This window comes from Micromonospora inaquosa, from assembly GCF_003857055.1.
Lineage (GTDB): Bacteria > Actinomycetota > Actinomycetes > Mycobacteriales > Micromonosporaceae > Micromonospora > Micromonospora inaquosa.
Map to the genome: position 1 here is coordinate 1 of NZ_QGSZ01000305.1, position 21,888 is coordinate 21,888.

14 protein-coding genes and 1 riboswitch are annotated in these 21,888 nt (G+C 69.7%); of the genes, 4 read left to right on the forward strand and 10 right to left on the reverse strand.

The features are described from left to right. Positions 1-45 precede the first annotated feature (45 nt). Positions 46-2,388, reverse strand: coding sequence for a ribonucleoside-diphosphate reductase subunit alpha (locus DLJ59_RS27890; RefSeq protein WP_244236275.1), 2,343 nt, complete (start codon positions 2,386-2,388; stop codon positions 46-48). 192 nt (positions 2,389-2,580) lie between these two features. Next, positions 2,581-2,797, reverse strand: a riboswitch (cobalamin riboswitch). Between the two features lie 311 nt (positions 2,798-3,108). On the opposite strand from DLJ59_RS27890, the gene DLJ59_RS27895 reads away from it, so the two are divergent. Both DLJ59_RS27895 and DLJ59_RS27900 read left to right on the forward strand, forming a co-directional pair. After that, positions 3,109-4,503 carry an enolase C-terminal domain-like protein gene (locus tag DLJ59_RS27895; protein WP_124776103.1) on the forward strand — a complete coding sequence of 465 codons (1,395 nt, stop codon included), beginning with the start codon at positions 3,109-3,111 and terminating at the stop codon, positions 4,501-4,503. Between the two features lie 7 nt (positions 4,504-4,510). After that, positions 4,511-5,233 carry a FadR/GntR family transcriptional regulator gene (locus tag DLJ59_RS27900; protein WP_124776105.1) on the forward strand — a complete coding sequence of 241 codons (723 nt, stop codon included), beginning with the start codon at positions 4,511-4,513 and terminating at the stop codon, positions 5,231-5,233. A 10-nt stretch (positions 5,234-5,243) separates the two neighbouring features. Here DLJ59_RS27900 and DLJ59_RS27905 read toward each other — a convergent pair whose 3' ends face one another. The 6 genes from DLJ59_RS27905 to DLJ59_RS27930 all read right to left on the reverse strand — a co-directional run bounded on the left by DLJ59_RS27905 (position 5,244) and on the right by DLJ59_RS27930 (position 12,159). After that, on the reverse strand, positions 5,244-6,239 hold the full coding sequence (locus DLJ59_RS27905; protein ID WP_244236273.1) for an aldo/keto reductase: 996 nt from the start codon (positions 6,237-6,239) through the stop codon (positions 5,244-5,246). Next, positions 6,236-7,054, reverse strand: a complete 819-nt coding sequence (locus DLJ59_RS27910) for an ATP-binding cassette domain-containing protein (protein WP_124776107.1) — start codon at positions 7,052-7,054, stop codon at positions 6,236-6,238. Before DLJ59_RS27910 ends, DLJ59_RS27905 begins: the two co-directional genes overlap by 4 nt. Next, positions 7,054-8,106 carry an ABC transporter substrate-binding protein gene (locus DLJ59_RS27915; RefSeq protein WP_124776109.1) on the reverse strand — a complete coding sequence of 351 codons (1,053 nt, stop codon included), beginning with the start codon at positions 8,104-8,106 and terminating at the stop codon, positions 7,054-7,056. Before DLJ59_RS27915 ends, DLJ59_RS27910 begins: the two co-directional genes overlap by 1 nt. Before the next feature lie 40 nt (positions 8,107-8,146). After that, positions 8,147-9,154 carry an ABC transporter permease gene (locus DLJ59_RS27920; RefSeq protein WP_124776111.1) on the reverse strand — a complete coding sequence of 336 codons (1,008 nt, stop codon included), beginning with the start codon at positions 9,152-9,154 and terminating at the stop codon, positions 8,147-8,149. A gap of 319 nt (positions 9,155-9,473) precedes the next feature. Further along, positions 9,474-10,352 carry an amidohydrolase family protein gene (locus DLJ59_RS27925; protein WP_124776113.1) on the reverse strand — a complete coding sequence of 293 codons (879 nt, stop codon included), beginning with the start codon at positions 10,350-10,352 and terminating at the stop codon, positions 9,474-9,476. Positions 10,353-10,656: 304 nt separating this feature from the next. Then, positions 10,657-12,159 (reverse strand): MFS transporter, encoded by a 1,503-nt coding sequence (locus DLJ59_RS27930; RefSeq protein ID WP_124776115.1) that lies wholly within the window; start codon positions 12,157-12,159, stop codon positions 10,657-10,659. 181 nt (positions 12,160-12,340) lie between these two features. Here DLJ59_RS27930 and DLJ59_RS27935 point away from each other — a divergent pair, with 181 nt between their 5' ends. Beyond that, on the forward strand, positions 12,341-12,973 hold the full coding sequence (locus DLJ59_RS27935; protein WP_244236274.1) for a TetR family transcriptional regulator: 633 nt from the start codon (positions 12,341-12,343) through the stop codon (positions 12,971-12,973). A 25-nt stretch (positions 12,974-12,998) separates the two neighbouring features. Here the strand turns inward: DLJ59_RS27935 and DLJ59_RS27940 are convergent, their stop codons facing one another. From DLJ59_RS27940 to DLJ59_RS27950, 3 genes are all read right to left on the reverse strand, one after another. Beyond that, positions 12,999-13,658: a phosphotransferase gene (locus tag DLJ59_RS27940; protein WP_124776117.1), complete on the reverse strand. Its 660-nt coding sequence runs from the start codon at positions 13,656-13,658 to the stop codon at positions 12,999-13,001. 95 nt (positions 13,659-13,753) lie between these two features. Next, complete coding sequence (locus DLJ59_RS27945) at positions 13,754-19,366, reverse strand: GH92 family glycosyl hydrolase (RefSeq protein ID WP_124776119.1); 5,613 nt, start codon at positions 19,364-19,366, stop codon at positions 13,754-13,756. A 269-nt stretch (positions 19,367-19,635) separates the two neighbouring features. Beyond that, the gene (locus tag DLJ59_RS27950) at positions 19,636-20,715 is read right to left on the reverse strand and encodes a glycoside hydrolase family 19 protein (RefSeq protein ID WP_124776121.1); all 1,080 of its coding nucleotides are present in this window, start codon (positions 20,713-20,715) and stop codon (positions 19,636-19,638) included. A gap of 440 nt (positions 20,716-21,155) precedes the next feature. Here DLJ59_RS27950 and DLJ59_RS27955 point away from each other — a divergent pair. Further along, a partial coding sequence (locus DLJ59_RS27955) for a polysaccharide deacetylase family protein (RefSeq protein ID WP_124776123.1) occupies positions 21,156-21,888 on the forward strand: 733 nt, incomplete at its 3' end.

The window sequence follows — 21,888 nt, forward strand, 5'->3', positions numbered from 1 at the left end:
GGGTGTCGGCGGCGCGGGTGTCGGCGGCGCGGGTGTCGGCGGGGTTCACTGGCAGGCCTCGCACGACTCGGGGTTCTCCAGCGAGCAGGCCAGCGCCTCCGCGTCGACGGCGACGGGTGCGACGGGTGCGACGGCGACGGGCGCGACAGCGCTGACGGTGGCCTGCTGGATCCGCGTGGCGGGGCGCGAGCGCAGGTAGTAGGTGGTCTTCAGCCCGGCCTTCCAGGCGTACAGGTACATCGAGGAGAGCTTGCCAATGGTCGGCGCGGCCAGGAACAGGTTCAGCGACTGGGACTGGTCGATGAACGGGGCGCGGGCGGCGGCCAGGTCGATCAGCGCCCGCTGCGGCAGCTCCCACGCGGTGCGGAACAACTCCCGTACGCCGGCCGGCAGCTCGGCGATGTCCTGCACCGACCCCTCGGCCCGCTTGATCGCCGAACGGATCCGCTCGGTCCACAGACCGCGGGCCTTCAGCTCGCGTACCAGAGCGGTGTTGACCTGGAGGAACTCCCCCGACAGGGTTTCGCGCTTGAACAGGTTGGACACCTGCGGCTCGACGCACTCGTAGCACCCGGCGATCGAGGCGATGGTCGCGGTCGGCGCGACCGCCACCAGCAGCGAGTTGCGCAACCCGTACGCCTCGACCCGCTCGCGCAGGGCGGCCCAGCGTGCCGTCTGCGTACCCTCGACACCCCACAGGTCGGGCTGGAGCTGGCCCCGCGCGGCCCGGGTCTGCGGGTACGCCGGATGCGCGCCGAAGTCGCGGGCCAGGTCGGCGGAGGTCTCCAGCGCGGTCAGGTACAGCTCCTCGCTGATCCGGGTGGACAGCTCCCGAGCGGCCGGCGAGTCGAACGGCAGTCGCAGGGCGAAGAAGACGTCCTGCAGCCCCATCAGCCCGAGCCCGACCGGCCTCCAGCGGGGGTTGCTCGCCGCCGCCTGCGCGGTCGGGTAGTAGTTGATGTCGATGACCCGGTCGAGGAAGGTCACCGCGGTCCGCACCGTGGCGCGCAGCCTCTCCCAGTCGATGCCGCCGTCGCCGAGGTGGGCGGCGAGGTTCACCGAGCCGAGGTTGCACACGGCGGTCTCGGCGTCGCTGGACACCTCGACGATCTCGGTGCAGAGGTTGGATAGATGCACCACGTTGCCCGGCTCGGCGGTCTGGTTGCAGAGGCGGTTGGCGGCGTCCTTGAAGGTCATCCACCCGTTGCCGGTCTGGGCGAGGGTGCGCATCATCCTCCCGTACAGTTCCCGCGCCGGGACCTGCCGCACGTAGCGGCCCTGCGCCTCGGCCTGCCGGTACGCGGCGTCGAACCGCTCCCCCCACAGGTCGGGCAGCTCGGGCACCTCGTGCGGGTCGAACAGCGACCACAGCTCGTCGGCCTCGACCCGGCGCATGAACTCGTCCGGGATCCAGTTGGCCAGGTTGAGGTTGTGGGTGCGCCGGGCGTCCTCGCCGGTGTTGTCCCGCAGTTGCAGGAACTCCTCGATGTCCGGGTGCCACGGCTCCAGGTAGACGCAGGCCGCGCCCTTTCGCCGGCCGCCCTGGTTGACCGCGGCGACGCTCGCGTCCAGCGTGCGCAGCCACGGCACGATCCCGTTGGACTGCCCGTTGGTTCCGCGAATCAGCGCTCCCCGGGAGCGGACCCGGGAGTACGCGATGCCGATGCCGCCGGCGAACTTGGACAGGTTGGCGACCTGGGCGTACCGCGCATAGATCGAGTCCAGCTCGTCGAGCGGGGAGTCGACCAGGTAGCAGGAGGACATCTGGGTGTGCCGGGTCCCGGAGTTGAACAACGTCGGTGAGCTGGGCAGGTAGGCCAGGCTGGACATCAGCCGGTAGAAACCGACCGCCTCGTCCGCCGTACGGGACAGGCCGCAGGCCACCCGCAGCAGCCAGTACTGCGGGGTCTCCAGCACCAGTCGGCTGGTGGGGTGGCGCAGCAGGTAGCGGTCGTACACCGTGCGCAGGCCGAAGTACTCGAACCGGCGGTCGCCGTCCGGGTCGACGGCGGCGTCGAGCGTCGTGGCGTGTGCGGCGACGAACGCGGCGGTGTCGTCACCGATCAGGCCCTCGGCGTGGCCGACCCGGATCGCCGCGCTGAACGAGGTGACGCCCTGCCGGCGCACCTCCTTGTCGACGTAACCGGCCAGCAGCCGGGCGGCGAGGCGTGAGTACTGCGGCTCCTCACCGATCATCTCGGCCGCGGTCTGGATGGAGAGCCGGTCCAGTTCGGCAGTCGTCGCGCCGTCGTAGAGGCCGCTGATGGTGCGGGTGGCCACCCGCATCGGGTCGACGTCGGTCAGGTCGTCGGCCCACCGCTCGACCGCCCGGACGATTCTGTTCACGTCCACGGGTTCGGTGCCGCCGTCGCGCTTGCGGACCTGCATCGGCGTGCGCCGCACTGTCGCGTCGCCGCTGGCCGGGACTACCTCGGTGACTGTCACCACTCGCTCCTCGGAGTTCGAGACCTGGTGGCCCGGACGCGAGGAGACAGACACCGACGGACGCCACGCCAGCCCGGCGTGGGTCAGGTGGCGTCAGCCGTCCCACGCGGCCTCGGACCGCCGCCCACCCGGGTGCGGGTACGCGGCGCGCTGGCAGGTCTTCGGACTCGCGGGCACGACCGGGTTCACCGGTCTCCTACTGGCCGTCGCTTCCCAGGCCGATTCGTGGCCCAGTGCTGATGACGGCGGTCGTTCCCACTCACCGCTGCGGGACAGTCCCGGATTCGCACCGGGTTCCCTGTTGCCTCGACCGCGTCGGATGAGCGGTCGAACCAGCTGCGCTCGACACCATATATAGGGACACAGTCGTTGTCACACCCCACATGTCGGTCTCGGGCGTGTCGGCGGTCGGCTCGGTGACCACCGTCACCACCGGGGTCGACCAACGCCCCGCCACCATGCCCTCGGGGCGGGACCGAGCCTCCAGTCCCGCCGGTCGGTCGCCTCCACCCACGTGCCCGGTGGGCGGCAACGTGGAGGCAGCGGACGGCAAACATCATATGTCTGCGGGTCCATGGTGATCGACAACGTTGACGTGCCGGAGGAGCCGTCCGTATACTCCCAGTGATCATCTGATCTTTAGCCTAGCCGGGCGAGGAACGCATGCCGCAGATCACTGCCGTCACCGTCGAAGACGTCCGCTTCCCCACCTCCCTGACCGCTGACGGGTCAGACGCCATGAACAAGGACGGCGACTACTCGGCGGCCTACGTCGTCCTGCACACCGACGGCGTCGACGGCGCGGGCGCGCCGCTCGCGGGGCACGGCCTGACCTTCACCATCGGTCGAGGCAACGACATCGTCGCGGCGGCGGCGGTCCACCAGGCCCAGCTCCTCGTGGGCCTGGACGTGGCGACGATGGCAGCGGACATGGGCGCGGTCTACCGCCTCCTGACCTCCGACTCACAGCTGCGGTGGCTCGGTCCGGAAAAGGGCGTCGTCCACCTGTCGCTGGCGGCCGTGTTGAACGCGTCGTGGGACCTGGCCGCCCGGGTCGCCGACAAGCCGCTGTGGCGGCTGCTCGTCGACATGTCCCCCGAGCAGCTCGTCGACATCGCGGACCTGCGTTACCTGTCCGACGCGCTGACCCGGGACGAGGCACTGGCCATCCTGCGGGCCAAGGAGGGCACCAAGGCCGTCCGCCTCGCCGAGCTCGATCGGACCGGCTACCCCGCCTACACCACCTCGGCGGGCTGGCTCGGCTACGGCGACGACAAGCTGCGCCGGCTGTGCCAGGAGGCGGTGGACACCGGCTACGGCTACGTCAAGCTCAAGGTTGGCGCCAACCTCGATGACGACATCCGCCGCTGCGCCATCGCGCGGGAGATCCTCGGGCCGGACCGCAACCTGATGATCGACGCCAACCAGGTGTGGGACGTCGGCCAGGCCATCGAGTGGGTCAAGGCCCTCGCCCAGTTCAAGCCGCTCTGGATCGAGGAGCCGACCAGCCCCGACGACATCCTGGGCCACGCCGCCATCCGCCGTGCCGTCGCTCCGATCGGCGTCGCCACCGGCGAGCACTGCCACAACCGGGTGATGTTCAAGCAGCTGTTCCAAGCCGAGGCCATCGACTTCTGCCAGCTGGACACCGGCAGGTTGGCCAGCATCAACGAGATCGTCGCCGTGTTGCTGCTCGCCGCGAAGTTCGACATCCCGGTGTGCCCACACGCCGGCGGCGTCGGGCTGTGCGAGATGGTCCAACATGTGTCGGTGCTCGACTACGTCGCGATCTCCGGGGACCTCACCAACCGGGTCACCGAGTTCGTCGACCACCTGCACGAGCACTTCACCGACCCGTGCGTCATCCGCGACACCGGCTCGGGAAGCGGTTACGTCCTGCCCAGCCAGCCCGGTTACTCCACCCGGATGCGTCCCGAGTCGGTCACGCTCTACCGGTTTCCCGACGGCCACTACTGGGCCGCGACGGACCCGACTACCGTGTCATCTCCGGAGGCGTACGTGATCGCGGGTGGGAAGGCCACCCCCGTCGGCCGCTAGGGGAATCATGTCTCGCACTGACGAAGTGGTCAACGGCATCAAACGGATGATCCTCGAAGGGCAGTTCAGGCCCGGAGACCGATTGCCGATCGAGAAGGACCTCGCGGAGTCGCTCGGCGTCTCGCGGGGCTCGCTGCGCGAGGGGATGTCGGCCCTGTCGATCCTCGGCATCGTCAACATCCGCCAGGGCGACGGCACCTACGTCACCAACCTCGACGCGCCACAACTGCTGGCCCCGATGGGTTTCGTGGTGGACTTCCAGGGTCAGGGCGACCCACGGCACATCCACACCGTTCGGCGGCTGCTGGAGTGCGAGGCCGCCCGGCTGGCGGCGACCAGGATCACTGACGAGGCCCTGGCCCAGGCGGGTGACCTGCTCGCCGAGGCGGCCCGGATGGTCGGCCAGTCGCCGCAGGACCACGAGCGGATCATGGAGATCGACATAGCGTTTCACCGGATCATCGCGGTGCACGCCGAGAATCCGGTGCTCGTCGGCCTGATCGAAGCCTTCGCCGGGCGCACCATCCGCGGCCGGCTCTGGCGGAGCCTGCACGAGGAGGGCGCGGACCTGCGTACCCATGACGAACATGTGGCGATTCTGAAGGCCCTCGTGGCGCGCGACCCGGAGCGGGCCCGCACCCGGATGGCCAACCACCTGATCGGTGTGGAGGAGTCGTTGCAGGGGTTACCCGACGAGGCCGACGCGAGCGTCGAGACGGCCCGGCCGTGACCGGCGATCCTCACGGCTGCACGTCGAGCAGCCCCTCGTCGTACAGAGCCACCCAGAGCTGATCCGGGACGTCGACGTCGGATCGGCGAAGGGTCTCGGTCACCTGGGCCTCGTCCCGCATGCCGACCACCGTCGAGACCACGGCCGGGTGACGCCGGACGAACGCCAACGCCGCCTGGGGCAACGTGACCCCGTACGTCTGGCAGACCCGCGCCACCCGGCGGGCGTGGTCGATCACCTCTGCCGGCGCCTGCTGGTAGTCGTAGACGGCATCGGTCGGCGGCATGTCCCGGGCCAGCAGCCCGGAGTTGTAGACCCCGGCGACCACCACACCGACGTGGCGGGCCTGCGCGACGGGCAGCAGGTCGGTCAACGCGCCCTGCTCCAGCAGGGTGTACCGGCCGGCGCACATCACCACGTCCACGTCGGTCTCCGCCACGAAGCGGGCCAGCATCGCGGACTGGTTCATGCCGGCCCCGACCGCACCGATCACGCCCTGATCCCGCAGCTCCACCAACGCCGGGACCGCCTCCCGCGCGGCCTGCTCCCAATGCTCGTCCGGATCATGTAGATACACCACGTCGATCCGGTCCAGGCCGGTGCGCCGAAGGCTCGCCTCCAACGAACGACGCACACCGTCCCGGCTGAAGTCCCAGACCCGGCGATGATCGGCGGGAACGTCGAAGCCCTCCGGATCCCGCCGGTGAGCCGTCGTCGGCGACGGGACAAGCAGCCGGCCGACCTTCGTCGACACCACGTACTCGCCGCGCGGGCGGGAGCGGAGGGCGGCACCCAGCCGCCGTTCGGACAGGCCCAGCCCGTAGTGCGGTGCGGTGTCGAAGTATCGGATGCCGCCGGCCCACGCGGTGTCCACCGCCGCGGCGAACTGCTCATCCGACGTCGCCCGGTAGAGATTGCCGCCCTGCGCGGCACCGAATCCCAACGGGCTCAGCCGCAGTCGCAGCCGCGACTCAACGGTGTTCAAGCTCGCCGGTACCGCCGTCACCGCTCGTCCCGATCCACGCTGGTGCTGCCGGTCATCGCCGCGACCAGGTCGTCGGTGGTGACCTCGTCGGCGCGTAGTTGGGCGGCTCGACGGCCGAGGCGCAGCACCTCGACCCGGTCGGCGATGTCGAGCACCTGCGGCATGTTGTGGCTCACCAACACCACCGACATGCCGGCGTCGCGGGCACGCCGAACGACGTCGAGCACCCGCCCGGTCTGCACCACGCCCAGCGCCGCCGTGGGCTCGTCGAGGATGACCACGTTGGTCGCCCAGATGATGGCGCGGGCGACCGCCACGCACTGGCGCTGCCCACCCGAGAGCATCGCGATCGGGGTGGTGACCCGAGGGATCCGTACGCCCAACTCGTCGAGGGCGGCGGCGGCGCCCTGCCGCATGGCGCGCTTGTCCAACAACCCGAGCCGACCGAGTGGTCCGGAGCGCAGGATCTCCCGGCCGAGATACAGGTTGGCGGCCACGCTGAGGTCGTCGGCGACGGCGAGATCCTGGTAGACGGTCTCCACCCCCGCCCGTCGGGCGTCGACCGGGGAGGAGAACTGGACCGGACGGCCGCCGATTCGGATCTCGCCCTCGTCCGGCGGGTGCACACCGGACAGGGTCTTGATCAAGGTGCTCTTTCCGGCACCGTTGTCACCGATCAAAGCGACGACCTCACCCCGTCGTACCGTGAAGTCCGCACCACGCAACGCCTCGACGTGCCCGAACCGCTTGACGATGCCGCGGGCCTCAAGGACCGGCGGTTCATCGTCGACGGGTTGCTGATCGTTGTCGGCGATGGCCGTTGGGATGCCGCCCATCACTGCACCGGCGGGTTGGCGCAGCTGGGTTCGAGCACCGCCTTGATCTCCGCCGAGTCGATGTTCTCCTTGGTGACGAACGTGACGCCGGTGTCGGCCGATGCCAGCGGCGCCTTGTCCCGAAGGTGCTTGACCATCTTGTCGACGCCGAAGTAGCCCATCTTGAACGGGTTCTGCACGACCAGCGCCGAGATCTGGCCGTTGCGCACCCCGGCGATCTCGTCCGGGGCCGCGTCCCAGCCGATGATGACCACCTTGCCGGACTTGCCGGCGGCCTGGATGGCCTGGGCGGCTCCGAGCACGCTCGGCTCGTTGGCCGCGAAGACGCCGGCCAGCTTGGGGTTGGCGGTGAGGATGTTCTCGGTGACCCGTCGGGCCTCGTTGACGTCACTGCGGCTCGGTTGCTGGCCGACCAACTTCAGGTTGGGGTACTGGGCGAGGCCGGCCTTGAAGCCGTCGACCCGCTCGGTGTTGGTCTGCGATCCGGGCTGGAACTCGACGAGCGCCACCTCGTGGTCGCCGGGGCCGAGTTCGGTGGCGAGGAGCTTCGCCGCCTCGGTTGCCGACGCACGGTTGTCGGTGGCGAAGAGGGGCACCGACGACGGCTGCGGGCTGGTGCCAGAGTCGATCATGGCGACCGGGATGTTCGCGCCGAGCGCCTGGTCGGTCGCTGGCGCCAGCGCGCTGGAGTCGGTCGCCGCGTAGACGATGCCGTCGACCTTCTTGGTGACGAAGTTCTGGATCAGGTTGACCTGGCCCTCGACGTCGGTCTCGGTGGTCACCCCGTCCCACTGGACGGTGACGTCCCCGGCGCGCTGCGCGGCGCACTCCGCGCCGGCCTTGACCGTGTTCCAGTAGTCGGCCCCGACCGCCTTGGGTACGACGGCGAGCTTCAACGGACCGCTCGCGTCCTTGGTCGCGCCGTCGCCGCCGTCTCGGACCTCGACCCCGCCGCAGGCGCTGAGCAGTGCGGTCGCCGCGACCGCGGCCAGGATCGCCTGCGCGCGCAGGAGTGGTCCTCGCGTCCGCCGGCTGGTGGTGGTGTGTGCCATGGTGTGTGTCCTTCCTCGTTCGGACTCTCGGAATGGCATGTCAACCCCGTGATTCCAGCCGCCGGCGGCGGTACTGGTCGAAGTAGACGGCGGCCCAGATGATCAGGCCGACGATCACCTGCTGGTAGTGGATGCTGATGTCGAGCAGGACGGCGCCGTTGCGTACCAGGGCGATCAGGAACGCGCCGATGATGGTGCCGACGATCCGGCCCTGCCCGCCGAACAGGCTGGCTCCGCCGATGACCGCGGCGGCGATGACGTCGAGCTCCAGCGAGATGCCGTAGTTGGGCTGGCCGGAGTTGACCCGGGACGCGGCGATCATGCCGCCCAGCCCGACCAGCACACCGGCCAGCACGTACACCCCGGTCAGGTGCCGCCCCACCCGGATGCCGGAGCGGCGGGCCGCCTCCAGGTTGGAGCCCATCGCGTAGGTGTACTGACCGAAGCGGGTCTGGGAGAGCAGGAAGGCGACCCCGACGGCGACCAGGATGGTGATCACCACGGCGAACGGAATGCCGAGGATCTCCCCGTTGCCGAGCAGTTGAAAGGATCGGGGCAGGCCGTAGACGCCGACCGCTCCGGTGATGATGAAGACGAGGCCGCGGCCCACGGACATCGTCCCCAGCGTCGCGATGAACGGCGGGATCCGGGCAACCGTCACCAGCAGCCCGTTCAACAACCCGGCCAGCGCGCCGACGCCGATCGCGACCGCCGTGGCCGCCCAGATCGAGAAGCCGAGGTCGCGCACCACCATCGCGCCCACCACGCCTGCGAGCGCGGCGACCGACCCCACGGACAGGTCGATGCCCTTCGTGATGATGACCATCGTCTGGGCGGTGGCGATGATGGCGATCACCGCCGTCTGCGCCCCGATGTTGAAGAGGTTGTCCGCAGTCAGGAAGTAGGGACTCGCGAAGGTCAAGGCGATGAACAGGACGACCAGGGCGGTCGCGGCGGTGAACTCGGAGACGGCGTGGGAGATCCGTTCCCGGAACCAGTCGCTGAGCTCGCCGCGCTGCGTGCCGACGGTTGCCTCGACGCTACTCATCGTCGGACCTGACCTTCCCCATGCGTGGTGCCGGCACCCGACGGGGACCCGCCGACGAGCCGAACGCCTGTGAGCGACCGACCCACTCAGCTGTCAGTGCGGTCAGGTGCCCGCACAACCGCAGAGATAGGTCGGATGTTTCCCACGATCAGGCGTTACCTTGCCACGCATTCATGTATGTTGCCAAGGTCTTGCCGGCATGTTTTGCCATCGTTACCTGCACCACCGGAGACATAGGTCTGACCAACCGACACCGACCGCCGCCACTAGCATGTTATCGATAACATGCTATGTCCCCAGTTCGGAACCCGCTGGCGCCTCAGGAAAGGACCAGCCGGTACGCGCGCGCGGCCGTCTGCCGCCAGATCGCCGCCCGCTCGTCGTCGGACAGCGAGGCCAACAGGTCTGCGAGGACAGTGACCCAGCGGGAGTACGAGGTGACGAGCAGGCACACCGGCCAGTCCGAGCCGAACATCAGCCGCTCCGGCCCGAACACGTCGAGGGCGTGCTCGACAGCGGGCCGTAGGTCCGCTGCCGTCCAGGACGCACCCTCCACCTCGGTCACCAGGCCGGAGAGCTTCGCCGTCGTGTTGGGCTCGGCCGCGAGCGCCCGTAGGTCGCGGCGCCAGTCACCGAGATCGGATCGCCCGAGCGAGGGCTTGCCGAGGTGGTCGAGGACGAACCGCACCTGCGGCAGGTCACGGACGAGCCGGGTGGCCGCCGGCAGCTGGTGCGGACGCACCAGGAGGTCGAAGGCGAGACCGGCGGCGCCGACCGCGACGACGCCCCGCCGCACGTCGGGACGGTCGAGATAGGTCGGGTCGGGCTCGGACTGGACAAGGTGGCGGATCCCGACCAGCCGTTCGCCGCCCCGCGCCTTCCGTAGTCGGTCGAGGCGACGACCGACATCGGCGGCGGTGAGGTCGACCCAACCGACGACCCCGGCGACGAGGGGGTCGTCGGCCGCGATGCCGAGCAGCTCGGGCGTCTCCGACCGGACGGCGACGGACTGCACGACCACGGTCTGGGTCACCCCGGCGGCCCGGGTCACCGGGGCGAGTCCGACCGGCGTGAAGTCGTGGTCGATCGCCGCCATGGTGTGCGGATCGATCCAGGGCTGCGGGTGCCGCGCCCGAACCCAGAGGTGATGATGCGCGTCGACGATGCCGGGTCGCCGCGCGGCGTCGCCGGCCGTCACCGGACCCGCCCCGACGCGTTCACGTTCACCCGACACCCCGCCCAGCCACTGATCGAACCCCTCCGGGTCGACCCGGAGCCACACAGCCGATCTGGCAGATTGACCATGTTAGCGGTAACAGACTGTTGATGAGTCCCGGAACGCGCGCCGCTGCCGCCTTCTGGCTGCGTCACCTTTTGGTCTGACGAATCCCCGACTCATCGCACCTGGCACGGACGACGGGTTTACCTCATCCCGACGGCGCGGGCCGTGCCCACCAGAGTGGACACGGCCCGCGCGGTTTGGGCGACTGTCAGCCGGCTGTTCAGTGGTGCCGGCGGGGCAGGTGCAACTCGACCGGCTCGGCCGGAAGGTCGTCGACACCCGCGGCGACGGCCTGTTCGTGGCGCCGACGCGCCGCGGGTAGGGCGAGTGCCGCGAAGACGGCCAGCACGGCAACGCCCGCACACACCCAGAAGCCGGCGGTGAACGCCGCGTCGGTGGGCAGCCCCGCAGCGGTGCTGTTCGACGTGATGACGGCCGCGACGACCGCCGCGCCGATGCTGCTGCCGATGGTGCGCGCGATGGTGTTGACGCCGCTCGCCTCGCCGGTCTGCCCGGCCGGGACGCTCTCGATGATGGCGTTGGACATCGCCGCGAACGCCAGGCCGATACCGGCGCCGGTGAGCACCCCGGAGAGCAGCACCTGCCAGGTCGCGCCGTGAGCGAGTGCCGGCAGCGCGAATGCGACGACGACCGCGACCGTGCCGAGGAACATCGGAACCTTGGGGCCGAAGCGCCGGTCCAGCAGGCCCGCGAGGGGACCGAAGACCACCATCATCAGGACGGTGGGCAGCAGGAAGAGGCCCGCCTGGGACACCGTCTTGCCGAATCCGTACCCGGTGGCGGCGGGAAGTTGGAGCAGGGTCGGTATGAGCACGAACGTCCCGAACATCGCGAAGCCGAGGATCAGGGCGACGAGGTCGGTGGCCCAGACGCCGCGAATCCGCATCAGGCGCATGTCGATGAGCGGCTCGCGTACCCGAAGCTCGACCCGGACGAACACGATCATCGCGACCACACCGAGCACGAACAGGCCGATGGTCTTCGGCTCGGTCCAGCCCCAGCCCTGCCCCTTGCTCACGGCCAGCAGCAGCGAGACCAGCGACACCGACAGGATGGCCGCGCCGAGCATGTCGAGCCGACCGGGCGTGCGCACCCGCGACTCGGGCATCCCGAAGATGGCTCCGAGCAGCGCGATGACGACGAGGACCAGCGGCAGCCAGAACAGCCAGTGCCACGACAGGTGCTCCACGATCGGGCCCGCGGCCACGATGCCGACGCCGGCGCCGACACCGAAGATCGCCGACAGCAGGCCGACGGTGACGCCGACCTTCTCCCGAGGCAGTTGGTCGCGGACGATGCCGATCGACAGCGGCAGAATCGCCCCGGCGGCTCCCTGCAGTGCCCGCGCGACGATCAGCACGGTCAGGTTGGGAGCCAGGGCGGCGAGCAGGGTGCCCGCGGCGAGGGCCACGAGGACGCCGATCAGGACCCGACGTTTGCCGACCATGTCACCGAGGCGGCCGAGAATCGGCGTCAGCACGGAGGCTGCCAACAGGTACGCGGTGAGCACCCAGCTGATCTCGCCGGTCGAGGCGTCCAGGTCCCTTCCGATGGTGGACAGCGCGGGCGCCACCAGCGACTGCAGCACCGCGAACGCCAGGCCGCCCAGCGACAGGTACAGCACCAGAAGGGCGCTGTTGGCGCGTGGGGCGGCGCCGGACGCGGAGCCGAGGCGGGTCGACTCCTCGATGGTGTGGGTCATGGAATCCCCGAACTAGATGTAAACGTTTGCTGACTTAGTCAGTATGCGCAGCCCGGGACCCATGTCAACAGTCGTTTACGTCACCCTCGAGCCGCACCGGACGTTGCGGTCGACGGGAAAGTCAACATATGTTTACTTGTTACATACCGACGCCGAACCAGAGCGACAGAGAGGACGCGTCGTGACAGCAGAACCGCCTGTCCCCGCGACCAGCAGCACCGCCGACGAACCGGCCCAGCGTCGGCGGCGGGACGCGGCCGAGACACGACAGCTGCTGCTCGACGCCGCCCGCCAGCGCTTCGCCCGGGACGGCTACGCGGCCACCACCGTCCGGGACATCGCCGACGACGCGGGCGTCAACGTGGCGCTCATCAGCCGCTACTTCACGTCCAAGGAAGGCCTGTTCGAGGCGTGCCTGCGGGCCGCCGGCGACGAGCTGCGCCGAACCACCGGTCAGACGCCCGCCGACCGGGTGCCCGAGGCCATCGCCCGACACATCGCCGACCTCGGCGCGACGGGTCTGTCGAGCCAGCTCGCACTGCTGTTGCGGTCATCCGGGGACGCGGGGGCCGACGAGATCCGGCGCGGCGTCCTGGTCCGTTCCAGCGAACAACTGGCGGCGGCTCGCGGGTGGCGTCCCGGCGAACCGGGCAGCGAACAGATCCTCCTCCGCGCCCAGCTGGCCCTCGCCGCCGGCATCGGGGTCGCGGTGCTGCGGTCGTCGATCCGGCTGGAACCGCTCAGTTCCGCCACCGAACAGGACCTGGTCGGGCCGCTGCGCGACCTGGTCGACGCACTGCTGCCACCGCGCTGAGCCCGACTGGGCGCTCGGCTCTGCCTCAGCCCACGCGGGTGTGTACCAGTGCCGCGGCGCGACCCAGGACGGACTTCTCGACGGCGGACAGCGCGGGATCGACCCGGCGCAGACCCACCGCACGCCGTAGTTGGCTGGCCCGGGGCGGCTCGGCGCATCGCTGAAAGGCATCGAGGCCCTCCCGAGCAAGATCGGCGAGGTGCGGGTCCGGACTGACCGCCACCTCGGCGAGGATGAGAGCGGTCATGGCCACGTCCAGGTCGGCCGGCCCCTCGGTCGCGTTGCGCCAATCGATTACCACCGGCCCGCGCGAGGTCACCATGACGTTCTGTGGGTGCAGGTCGAGGTGCAGGACGCGGTCCGCCGGGTCGGGGCTGACCCGAGCCGGCACTGTGTGGAGGCGGTCGTGCAGGCCCACGAGCAGGTCGGCGGCCGCGCCGATGCCGGTACGCCCGGTGAGCATCGACGCCAGGAGAGTCTCGCCGTCGAGGCGTTCGAGCACCAGGTCGGGCCCTTGGGCGTCGTACACCACGGGCACCGGGTAGCCGGCCGCCGCGACGTACGCCATCAACGCCGCCTCGGGCGCGCTGTCCCCGCCCTGGCGGTAGCGGCGCAGCACCCGCGACTCGTCGAGCACGTAGACGTCGGCGTCGCGCCCCGAGGCGAGCAGCGCGTGATCGGCCATGGCAGACGACGCTAACAGTGGGTTGCGCGACAGGCGCGTGGGGCGAGCCGTGAACACGGCCCGCCCCACGCGGTTGTACTGTCCCCGGATCGGTGCTAGCCGGTGACGGTGAACGGTCGGGACACCTTCGTCGCCGACGTGGCGCCGTTCAGCGTGACGCTGGTCGCGCCCGCCTTCGCCGCACCCGGAACGCTGACCGTCGCGCCAGAGATGACGCCGTCACCGTTGGCCCGCACGGTGCTGACCGCGAGCCCGTTACCGAAGGTGATCGTGACCGCCTCGTTCGGAACGAACCCGGAACCGTCGACCATGATCGACGTGCCGCGCGGCCCGGAGGTGGTCAGTAGCGCCACCCGTGGCCGGTAGGTCCGCGCCGGCGCCTGCTCGGTCACCTGAACGGTGGCCGTGGCCGGCGTACGCGAGGACGCGCCCGTCGCGGTGACGGCGTACCGGCCGGGCTGTGCGTCACCGGAGGTCGGCACCGAGGCGCGAACCGTTCCGGTCGCGGAGGCCGCGACCTTCGTGGTCCGGCCCGGGTCGGTGCCGACGCTGACGGTCACCTGCTCGCCGGCGGCGAAGCCGCTGCCGTCGACGGTGATCGCGCCACCGGTGCTGACGGTGCCGGACGCGGACAACGCGATCGCCGGCTGCGATCCGCCCCGGGCCACTGTCACAGTGAAGGACTCGGCGCTGCTCGACAACGTGTCCCACGCGGTGACCCGCACCGTGTAGGTGCCCTCCCGTGCGTAGGTGTGCTGACCGGTCATGGCACCGGACGCGCTGATCGTCACGTCGTCCGGAGCCGTGCCGTCACCCCACTGGACGCGGGCCCGGTAGCCCGTCGTACCGGGAACGCCGCCGGTCACCGAACCGAGGTTCGCCGCGAGGGCCTGCCCGGCGGTGGCGGTCTGGTTCTTGCCGGCGACGGTCGCCAGCGCCGGGGCGGGCGTGCCGTCGTTGGCCACGGCGAACACGTGGATCCGACCCGCCGAGCGAGGATCGCCGGTCTGCGTCGGCAGGGTCACCGACACCAGCGTCTTGCCCGCCGGAATCTGGTACGGCGCGGTGGCGAACAGGAACGGCTGGGCGCCGTCCCGGCTCATGCCCTGCAGGCGGTACGCCGTCCGGGCGACGATGACGTTGCCGTAGGACGGGGTGCCGTTGGCGTTGCCGCCCAGCGTCCAGTCGCTGAACTGGATCGGAATGCTGGCCGTGCTGCCGTCGCTGAACGTCGCCGTCCCGGTGGTGCTCTGGTTGCCCTGCGTTCCGGAGCCGATGAACGAGATGCTCTTCGCGTCCTCCGGAAGGTCGAGAACGACGGTCGCCCCGTTACCGGTGGCGTTGTCCGGCAGCCCGGCCGGGATCACCGGCAGGGTGTACCGCAGCGCGGTTCCGGGAACCTGCTGCGGCTGACCCTGGGTCGTACCGCCCGCCGCCAGGGCGGCCCGCGAGTACGCCCACGACTTGGCGTCACAGTCTGCCGCGAGGACCCCTTCGTCACCGATGCAGACGTTGTCGAACGCGGCGGTGATACCGGAGGACGGGGCGTACGCCACCTCGACGCCGACCGTCGCGGCGCTCTGGCTCTCGCCGTCGGTCACCGTGACGTTCGCCTGGTGGTAGCCCGGCGTGGCGTAGGTGTGCGACCCACCGATGCGGTAGACGGCCCGCGAGCTCAACGTCACGGTGCCCGCGGTGACCGGCGTGCCGTCACCCCAGTCGATCGTGGCCTGGTAGCCACTGGCGTCGCCGCCGGTGACGGTGCCCAGCGGCATCGAGACGGGTACGCCGGCGCTCGCGCGCACACTCTCCGCGGCGGTGACAGTGATGTCGCCGCCCCCGAGGTCGAGGTCACCCCCGGCGAGCAGTTCCACCTCGGCGAGGTTGGTCTGCGCGGCACCGACGGTCTTCGTCACGGCGAGGCGGAACTGCGCGAACCGTCCCGGCTTGTCGATCGAGTACGGGCGGGTCTGGTTGCGCCACGGGAACACCTGGTCGTTGCGGGCATCCACAGTGGTCCAGGTGAGGCCGTCGTTGGAGCCCTGGAGGCGCCAGTCCGCAGGATCGCCCGCAGCGGCGCCGGACGTGACGGTGTAGTACTTCGGCTTCTGCTTGCCACCACGGAAGGCCCAGGTGATCTGCGGGGTCGCCGAGGTGAAGGTCAGCTGCGAGGTGGACGAGTCGTCGAAGAGCTTCGACGCGTCCTGACCGCCGGTGGCGGTAGCGGTGCCGAGACCGGGGCCGGTGACGTCCTGCAACGGCTTCGGCGCCTCGTTGCCCTTGGTCAGCGACGGCGGCGCGTCGTTCTTGCCGCTGCCCCACGACGACGGCTTCGGGCCCATCTGGAAGTCGATGGTGCCGCCCTTGGCGAACGCGGAAACGTCCAGGGAGAGGCCGCGCTGCTTCTTGCCGTTGACCTTGACGTCCTGCACGTAGACGTTCGCGACGCTGTTGTTCGGCGCGTTGACGACGATGTCGCCGGTGCTGCGGTGCACGGTCATCTTGGTGAACTGCGGAGAGCCGATGGTCCACTCGGACGACCCGGCCTGCAGCGGGTAGATGCCCAGCGAGCTGAGGACGTACCACGACGACATCTCGCCGTTGTCCTCGTCGCCCAGGTAGCCCTGGCCGATCTCGCTGCCGACGTAGAGGCGCCGCAGGATCTCCCGGACCGCCGCCTGGGTCTTCGCCGGCGCGCCGGCGAAGTTGTACATGTACGGGATGTGGTGCGACGGCTGGTTGCTCATGCCGAGCTGACCCATCCGCACCGCGCGGGCTTCGACCATCTCGTGGATGACGCCGCCGTAGCCGCCGGGGCGGTCGGCGTTCTCCGGGGTGGAGAAGTAGGTGTCGAGCTTGTCCCGCAACGCCTTCTGCCCACCGACCAGGTTGGCCAGGCCCTGACCGTCCTGCTGGGCGGTGAAGGCGAAGTTCCACCCGTTCGTCTCGGTGTAGACGCCACCCCAGTCCAGCGGGTCGTCGGCACGGAAGGTGCCAGCGGCGTCGCGGCCCTGGAAGAGCTTCGTCTTCGAGTCGAACAGGTGGACGTAGTTGCGGGCACGCTCCAGGAAGTAGCGCGACTCCTCCTTGAGCCGGGCGCGCTCCGACTTCGGCGTGGCCGGGTCCTTGGCGAGGGCCGCACCCATGTTGCCGATGCCGTAGTCGTTGATGTAGCCCTCCAACGCCCACGACACCGACTCCGACGTGGAGGTCGGCGTGTAGCCGAGGAACAGGGAGCTCTCGATGCCCTTGCGGCCGACCTCGCTGCGCCCGGACGCGACTGTCGCGTCCTTGACGGCGGCGTTGTACGCCGCGAGCGGGTCGGGCAGCTTGACGCCGGAGAGGTACGCCTGGGCCAGAGCCACGTTGGCGCTGGTGCCGGTCATCAGGTCGGAGTAGCCGGGCGACGACCAGCGGGCGATCCAGCCGCCGTCGCGGTAGTGCTGGACGAAGCCGTCGGAGATCTTGGCGGCGATGTCCGGGTAGAGCAGCGCGTAGGCGGGCCACACGGTGCGGTAGGTGTCCCAGAAGCCGTTGTTGACGTAGATCTGCCCGTCGACGATCTTCGCACCGGTCGTGGTGGGGGTCGACGCGCCGGTCGGGGCCGAGACCGGGCTCGCGTACTGCCAGCGCGGCGCGGCGGCGGTGCCGGTGTTCTCCGACTGCGAGTTCGGGTAGAGGTTCAGCCGGTACAGGTTCGAGTACATCGAGACCAGCTGCGCCTCGGTGGCGCCCCGCACCTCGACCCGGCCGAGCCGGTCCTTCCACGCGGCGGTGGCGGCGGCGTGGATCTGGTCGAAGCTCTTGCCGGTGGCCTCCAGGTCGAGGTTCTTGCGCGCCTGGTCGACGGAGAGGAACGACGTCGCGAGACGCATCGTCACCTCCCGGCTCTTGGTGACGTCGAAGGTGGCGGACGTCGCGGCGCTCGCCGTCGGCGCCCGGTCGAACGCGCCGGACACGAACATCCGCGTCTGACCGGCCGACAGGCCGCTCGCGTTGTCGACCCAGCCGGTGAACGTGCCGTCCGCGCCGATGGTGAAGGTGCCGTTGTGGAAGACGAGGCTTCCGGTCGCCTGCCCGGCGGGGAAGGTGAACCGCATGATGCCGGCGTGGTCGGTGGGCGACATCTCGGCGATCAGGCCGTTCTGCAGCTTCACCCGGTAGAGGTCCGGCTGCGCCGTCTCGTCGTCGTGGCTGAAGGCGAGCGCGCGGCTCGCGGGATCACCGTTGAGTGACCCGTCGCCGACGACCGGCATGACCGACATCTGGTTGCGGTCACCCATCCACGGGCTCGGCTCGTGGGAGATCGCGAGACCCTGGAGCATCGGCAGGTTGTCCGCGTTGTTGATCCGGTGGTACTCGTACTCCCAGGAGTCGGAGTCCGCGTCGGTCACCGGGGTGAAGAAGTTGAAGCCGTTCGGCACTGCGCTGATCGGCAGGTTGTTGCCGCGCGAGAAACCGGCCGTCGAGTTGGTGCCGCGGCGGGTGTCGACGTAGTTGGTCAGCTTCGAGCCGTCGATCGGCGTCGGGGACCCTTCCACCTCGACATCGTCGAGCCAGCCCTGGAAGCGGAGCTCCCCGGTGGCCTTGGGGTTGTCGTACGCGAGCAGGATGCGGTCGATCGTCTTGCCGCGCGCGATGGTGCCGAGGTCGGCCTGCACCAGGTTCCACTGGTCGGCGAAGAGTGCCTTCGAGGCAGCCTGACCGGGGCCGGTGAGCAGGTTGCCGTGCTGGTCGACGGGTGAGCGCCCACTCAGGTAGCTGCCGTCGGTGAAGTGCAGGTCGAGCGCGGCGTAGGTGGACGGGTACTGGCCGTCCCCATCGGTGAACTCAGGGAAGATCTTGTACGACAGTCGGGTCTTCGGCCCGACCGGGATATTGACGTCGAAGAGCTTGTTGGTCCCGTACGAGCGGCCACTGGCCAGGGCGCCGCCGGCGTACCGTAGCGCGGCCAGCCCGGTGAAACCGGCGTCCGGCTTCGTGGTGTACCCGCCGTACGGTCCGGCGGTAACCACGCTGACCATGGTCGTGGTCGGCGGGCGGACATCCGAGCCGTCGCTGATGTTCCAGTCGCCGAGCTGCACGATCGTGTCACCGGAGTTGGCGGTGACGTTCAGCCGGTAGAAGCCGTAGGCGGTGGTGTTGGTGAAGCTGTACTTGTTCGTCGCGAAGCGCCCGCTGAACTTCTCGCCGGTGCGCTTGTCCAGATCGGTCCAGGTGCTGCCGTCGTTCGACCCCTGGATGACGAAGTCCTTGGGGTCTCGCCCCGGCGCGTCGTTGGCGGCGGTCAGCGAGTAGCGCACCACAGTCGTCGGCTTGGCGAGCTGGTAGGTCACCCAGCCGGTCTTCGCGAAGGTGAGCCACTTGGTCGACGGCTGCTCGTCCTTGAGGTTCGCGGCGATTTCTTTCGGCAGGTGCTCGTCGCTCGCGGTCACGGCGGTGACCTGGCCGAGCTGGCTGCCGGGCAGCGTGGAGACATTGCCGCTCAGGTTGCCCTGGACCGGCTTTCCGTTCGCGCCGATCTCCACCGTGCTGGTGGCGGGCTGCGGGTCGGCGGGCTCGAACGAGGAGGTGAAGTTGCCCGGCGTTGCCGGGGTCGCGGCGTTGGCTAGGGGCGCGGCGACGAGCAGGCCCAGCGGTAGCAGGGCGGCTGTCGTCGCCGCGATCAGTCGGGGTGAGCGGGCGCGCGCAAGTGGTATGTGCGTCATGAGGGACGGGGCCTTTCGACTCGAACGGGTCGAGTACGTCGAACGTCTGGGCAGTGTGGACTGAAGCCGATCCGGCCCTGACATCGTTGTCATAGGAGTTCGCGAGCAACGAGATCGGGGCAGTGGACCGCCGCTGATAGTTCCGGGCGCAGCCCGGCCGTGTCAACGGGTTGATCGCATCGAAACGACCACCGCCCTCGCCGGGCCCGACGGCCGGGGTGCCGGGCCTCGACTCCGTCCGACGACGTACGCCGAGGCCCGGCCACGAATCAGCAGTAGAGGTTGGCTCCGGCGGACACGCCGAGGATGCCGACGAACTGCTGGTACCTGGTGACGCGACTCTGCACCTGGGCGGGGTTTCCGTTGTTGCACTCGATCGAGCCGTTGATGCTGCGGATCGTCTCTCCGAACCCGGCGCCGTTGACCATCGCGTTGTGGGCGGTCATGGTGCCCGGCCCGTTCTGGGTCATCCAGTACCAGATACCGGTCTTCCAGGCCACCGCGGCGTCGGTCTGCACCAGCCACGGGTTGGTCAGCAGCGGCAGGTTGAGGGCGTTACCAGCGGCGTTGTAGTTGAAGTTCCAACTGAGCTGGATCGGCCCGCGCCCGTAGTAGGCGGCCTGGCCGGCGGGGCAGCCGTACGGCTGGCCGGGGTCGCAGTAGTGCGGGTAGTTGGCGGTGTTCTGCTCGACGATGTGCACGAGCCCGCCGGTCTCGTGGTACACGTTCGCCAGGAAGGCCGCGGCCTCCTGCCGCTGGACGGTGGCACTGCCGGTGCGCGAGAACGCCGGGTAGGCGCTGAGCGCGGCGACGAGTCCGGAGTACGTGTAGAACGAGTTGCGACCTGGGAACATCTGGTTGAACTGGGCTTCGGTCACCACGAAGCCGCCCGGGTTGGTGGGCGGCGGGGTGGTCGGGGGTTGGCCGCCGCAGGTGTAGGGCTCCCAGTACCAGGTGCTGATGATGGGGTCGTATCCGGGATTGTCGTGCTCGGCGATGTAGTAGAGACCGTTGGTGTACCGCACGATCGCCCCGGTGGCGTACCAGGTTCCGGCGGTCCAGTTCGGGTAGGTGCAGGTCCCCCCGGTGGGTGGCGTGGTGCCTCCTCCGCACGCTCCGAGGTCCTCCCAGACGCCGGTCGTGCCCGGCGGCGCTTCGTTCTGGGTCCACCACTTCGCCCGGTAGTTGCGGCCGTTGTGGGAGACCTGGGCGTCTCCCCAGTAGACGGCCGAGGCCTGCCATGATGCCGAGCAGGCCGCCGCCGACGCGGCGGTGGCCGGGATGACCGCCACCAGTCCGCCGGCGACGATCAGTGCCACCAGCGCGACCAGCGCGCGCAGTCTTGTCATGTGAGCACTCCTTCCTGGGACCTCACTGGCCGAAACCCGGACGGACATCGACCGGGATGACTGTAACATCTTCTGTTCACACTCTTTACTATTCGGCGCCGATCCGGCTCTGGCGGTGGACCCGGCGAGGGAGCGGTATTTCCAGTCACTTTCCGGATCTCCTCGCGTTCAGTCCCATCGCTACCCAGGGTCGAGATGCCACGGGAGCTGACCTCCCGCCAAGGCTTGCCTGGCCAAGCCCCGACCGCGCCACTGATGTGTTCCGAGGATGTTCCGGAACTTGTTGACGCGTTGGAATTCTCGCTGTAATACTCCGATCCACTGAGATCGATGCGATCGACGTCGCTGTGGCTCCGGCTCCACCTACCACTCATCCACACCTGTCCGGACTGCGCCGCCCGCACCCAGGGCGCGTCCGGGTCTGCGCGAAGGGGCACCAGATGAGCAGGCTCTTCCCCCGCACGGCGCTGTGGTCCAGGCGGTTGCGCGCGGCGCTCGCCGTCCTCGCCACCGCGGTCGCCATGTGCGGTGTCGTCCTCGCGGCCACCTCGACCCCGTCGAGCGCCGCCACCTGCAACGGTTACGTCGGCCTCACCTTCGACGACGGTCCGACCGGCAACACCAGCGCCCTGCTGAACGTGCTGCGCGCCAACGGCGTCCGGGCCACGATGTTCAACGTCGGGCAGAACGTCCAGAACAACCGGTCGGCCGCGCAGGCCCAGGTCGCTGCCGGCATGTGGGTCGCCAACCACAGTTGGAACCACGCCCACATGACCTCGATGTCCCAGGCCCAGATGCAGTCGGACCTGTCCCAGACCAGCTCGGCGATCCAGTCGGCGACCGGCAGCCGACCGACGCTGTTCCGGCCGCCCTACGGCGAGACCAACTCCACCCTGCAGTCCGTCGCGTCGTCACTCGGCATGCGCCAGGTGATCTGGGACGTGGACTCCCAGGACTGGAACGGCGCCAGCGTCAGTCAGATCGTGTCCAACGCGAGCCGGCTCCAAGCCGGTCAGGTCATCCTGATGCACGACGGGATCCAGAACACCCGCGACGCCATCCCCCAGATCATGGCCAACCTGACCAGCCGCAACCTGTGCCCCGGCATGATCTCGGCGTCCACCGGCCGTGCCGTCGCGCCCGACGGCACGACCCCGCCGCCCACCACCACCC

Excerpts from the sequence above, each read along its gene's own strand:
- DLJ59_RS27930 (WP_124776115.1), bottom strand. The coding sequence starts at position 12,159 with ATGACCCACACCATCGAGGAGTCGACCCGCCTCGGCTCCGCGTCCGGC.
- DLJ59_RS27945 (WP_124776119.1), bottom strand. The coding sequence starts at position 19,366 with ATGACGCACATACCACTTGCGCGCGCCCGCTCACCCCGACTGATCGCG.
- DLJ59_RS27915 (WP_124776109.1), bottom strand. The coding sequence starts at position 8,106 with ATGGCACACACCACCACCAGCCGGCGGACGCGAGGACCACTCCTGCGC.
- DLJ59_RS27940 (WP_124776117.1), bottom strand. The coding sequence starts at position 13,658 with ATGGCCGATCACGCGCTGCTCGCCTCGGGGCGCGACGCCGACGTCTAC.
- DLJ59_RS27910 (WP_124776107.1), bottom strand. The coding sequence starts at position 7,054 with ATGGGCGGCATCCCAACGGCCATCGCCGACAACGATCAGCAACCCGTC.
- DLJ59_RS27950 (WP_124776121.1), bottom strand. The coding sequence starts at position 20,715 with ATGACAAGACTGCGCGCGCTGGTCGCGCTGGTGGCACTGATCGTCGCC.
- DLJ59_RS27920 (WP_124776111.1), bottom strand. The coding sequence starts at position 9,154 with ATGAGTAGCGTCGAGGCAACCGTCGGCACGCAGCGCGGCGAGCTCAGC.
- DLJ59_RS27890 (WP_244236275.1), bottom strand. The coding sequence starts at position 2,388 with ATGCAGGTCCGCAAGCGCGACGGCGGCACCGAACCCGTGGACGTGAAC.
- DLJ59_RS27900 (WP_124776105.1), top strand. The coding sequence starts at position 4,511 with ATGTCTCGCACTGACGAAGTGGTCAACGGCATCAAACGGATGATCCTC.
- DLJ59_RS27895 (WP_124776103.1), top strand. The coding sequence starts at position 3,109 with ATGCCGCAGATCACTGCCGTCACCGTCGAAGACGTCCGCTTCCCCACC.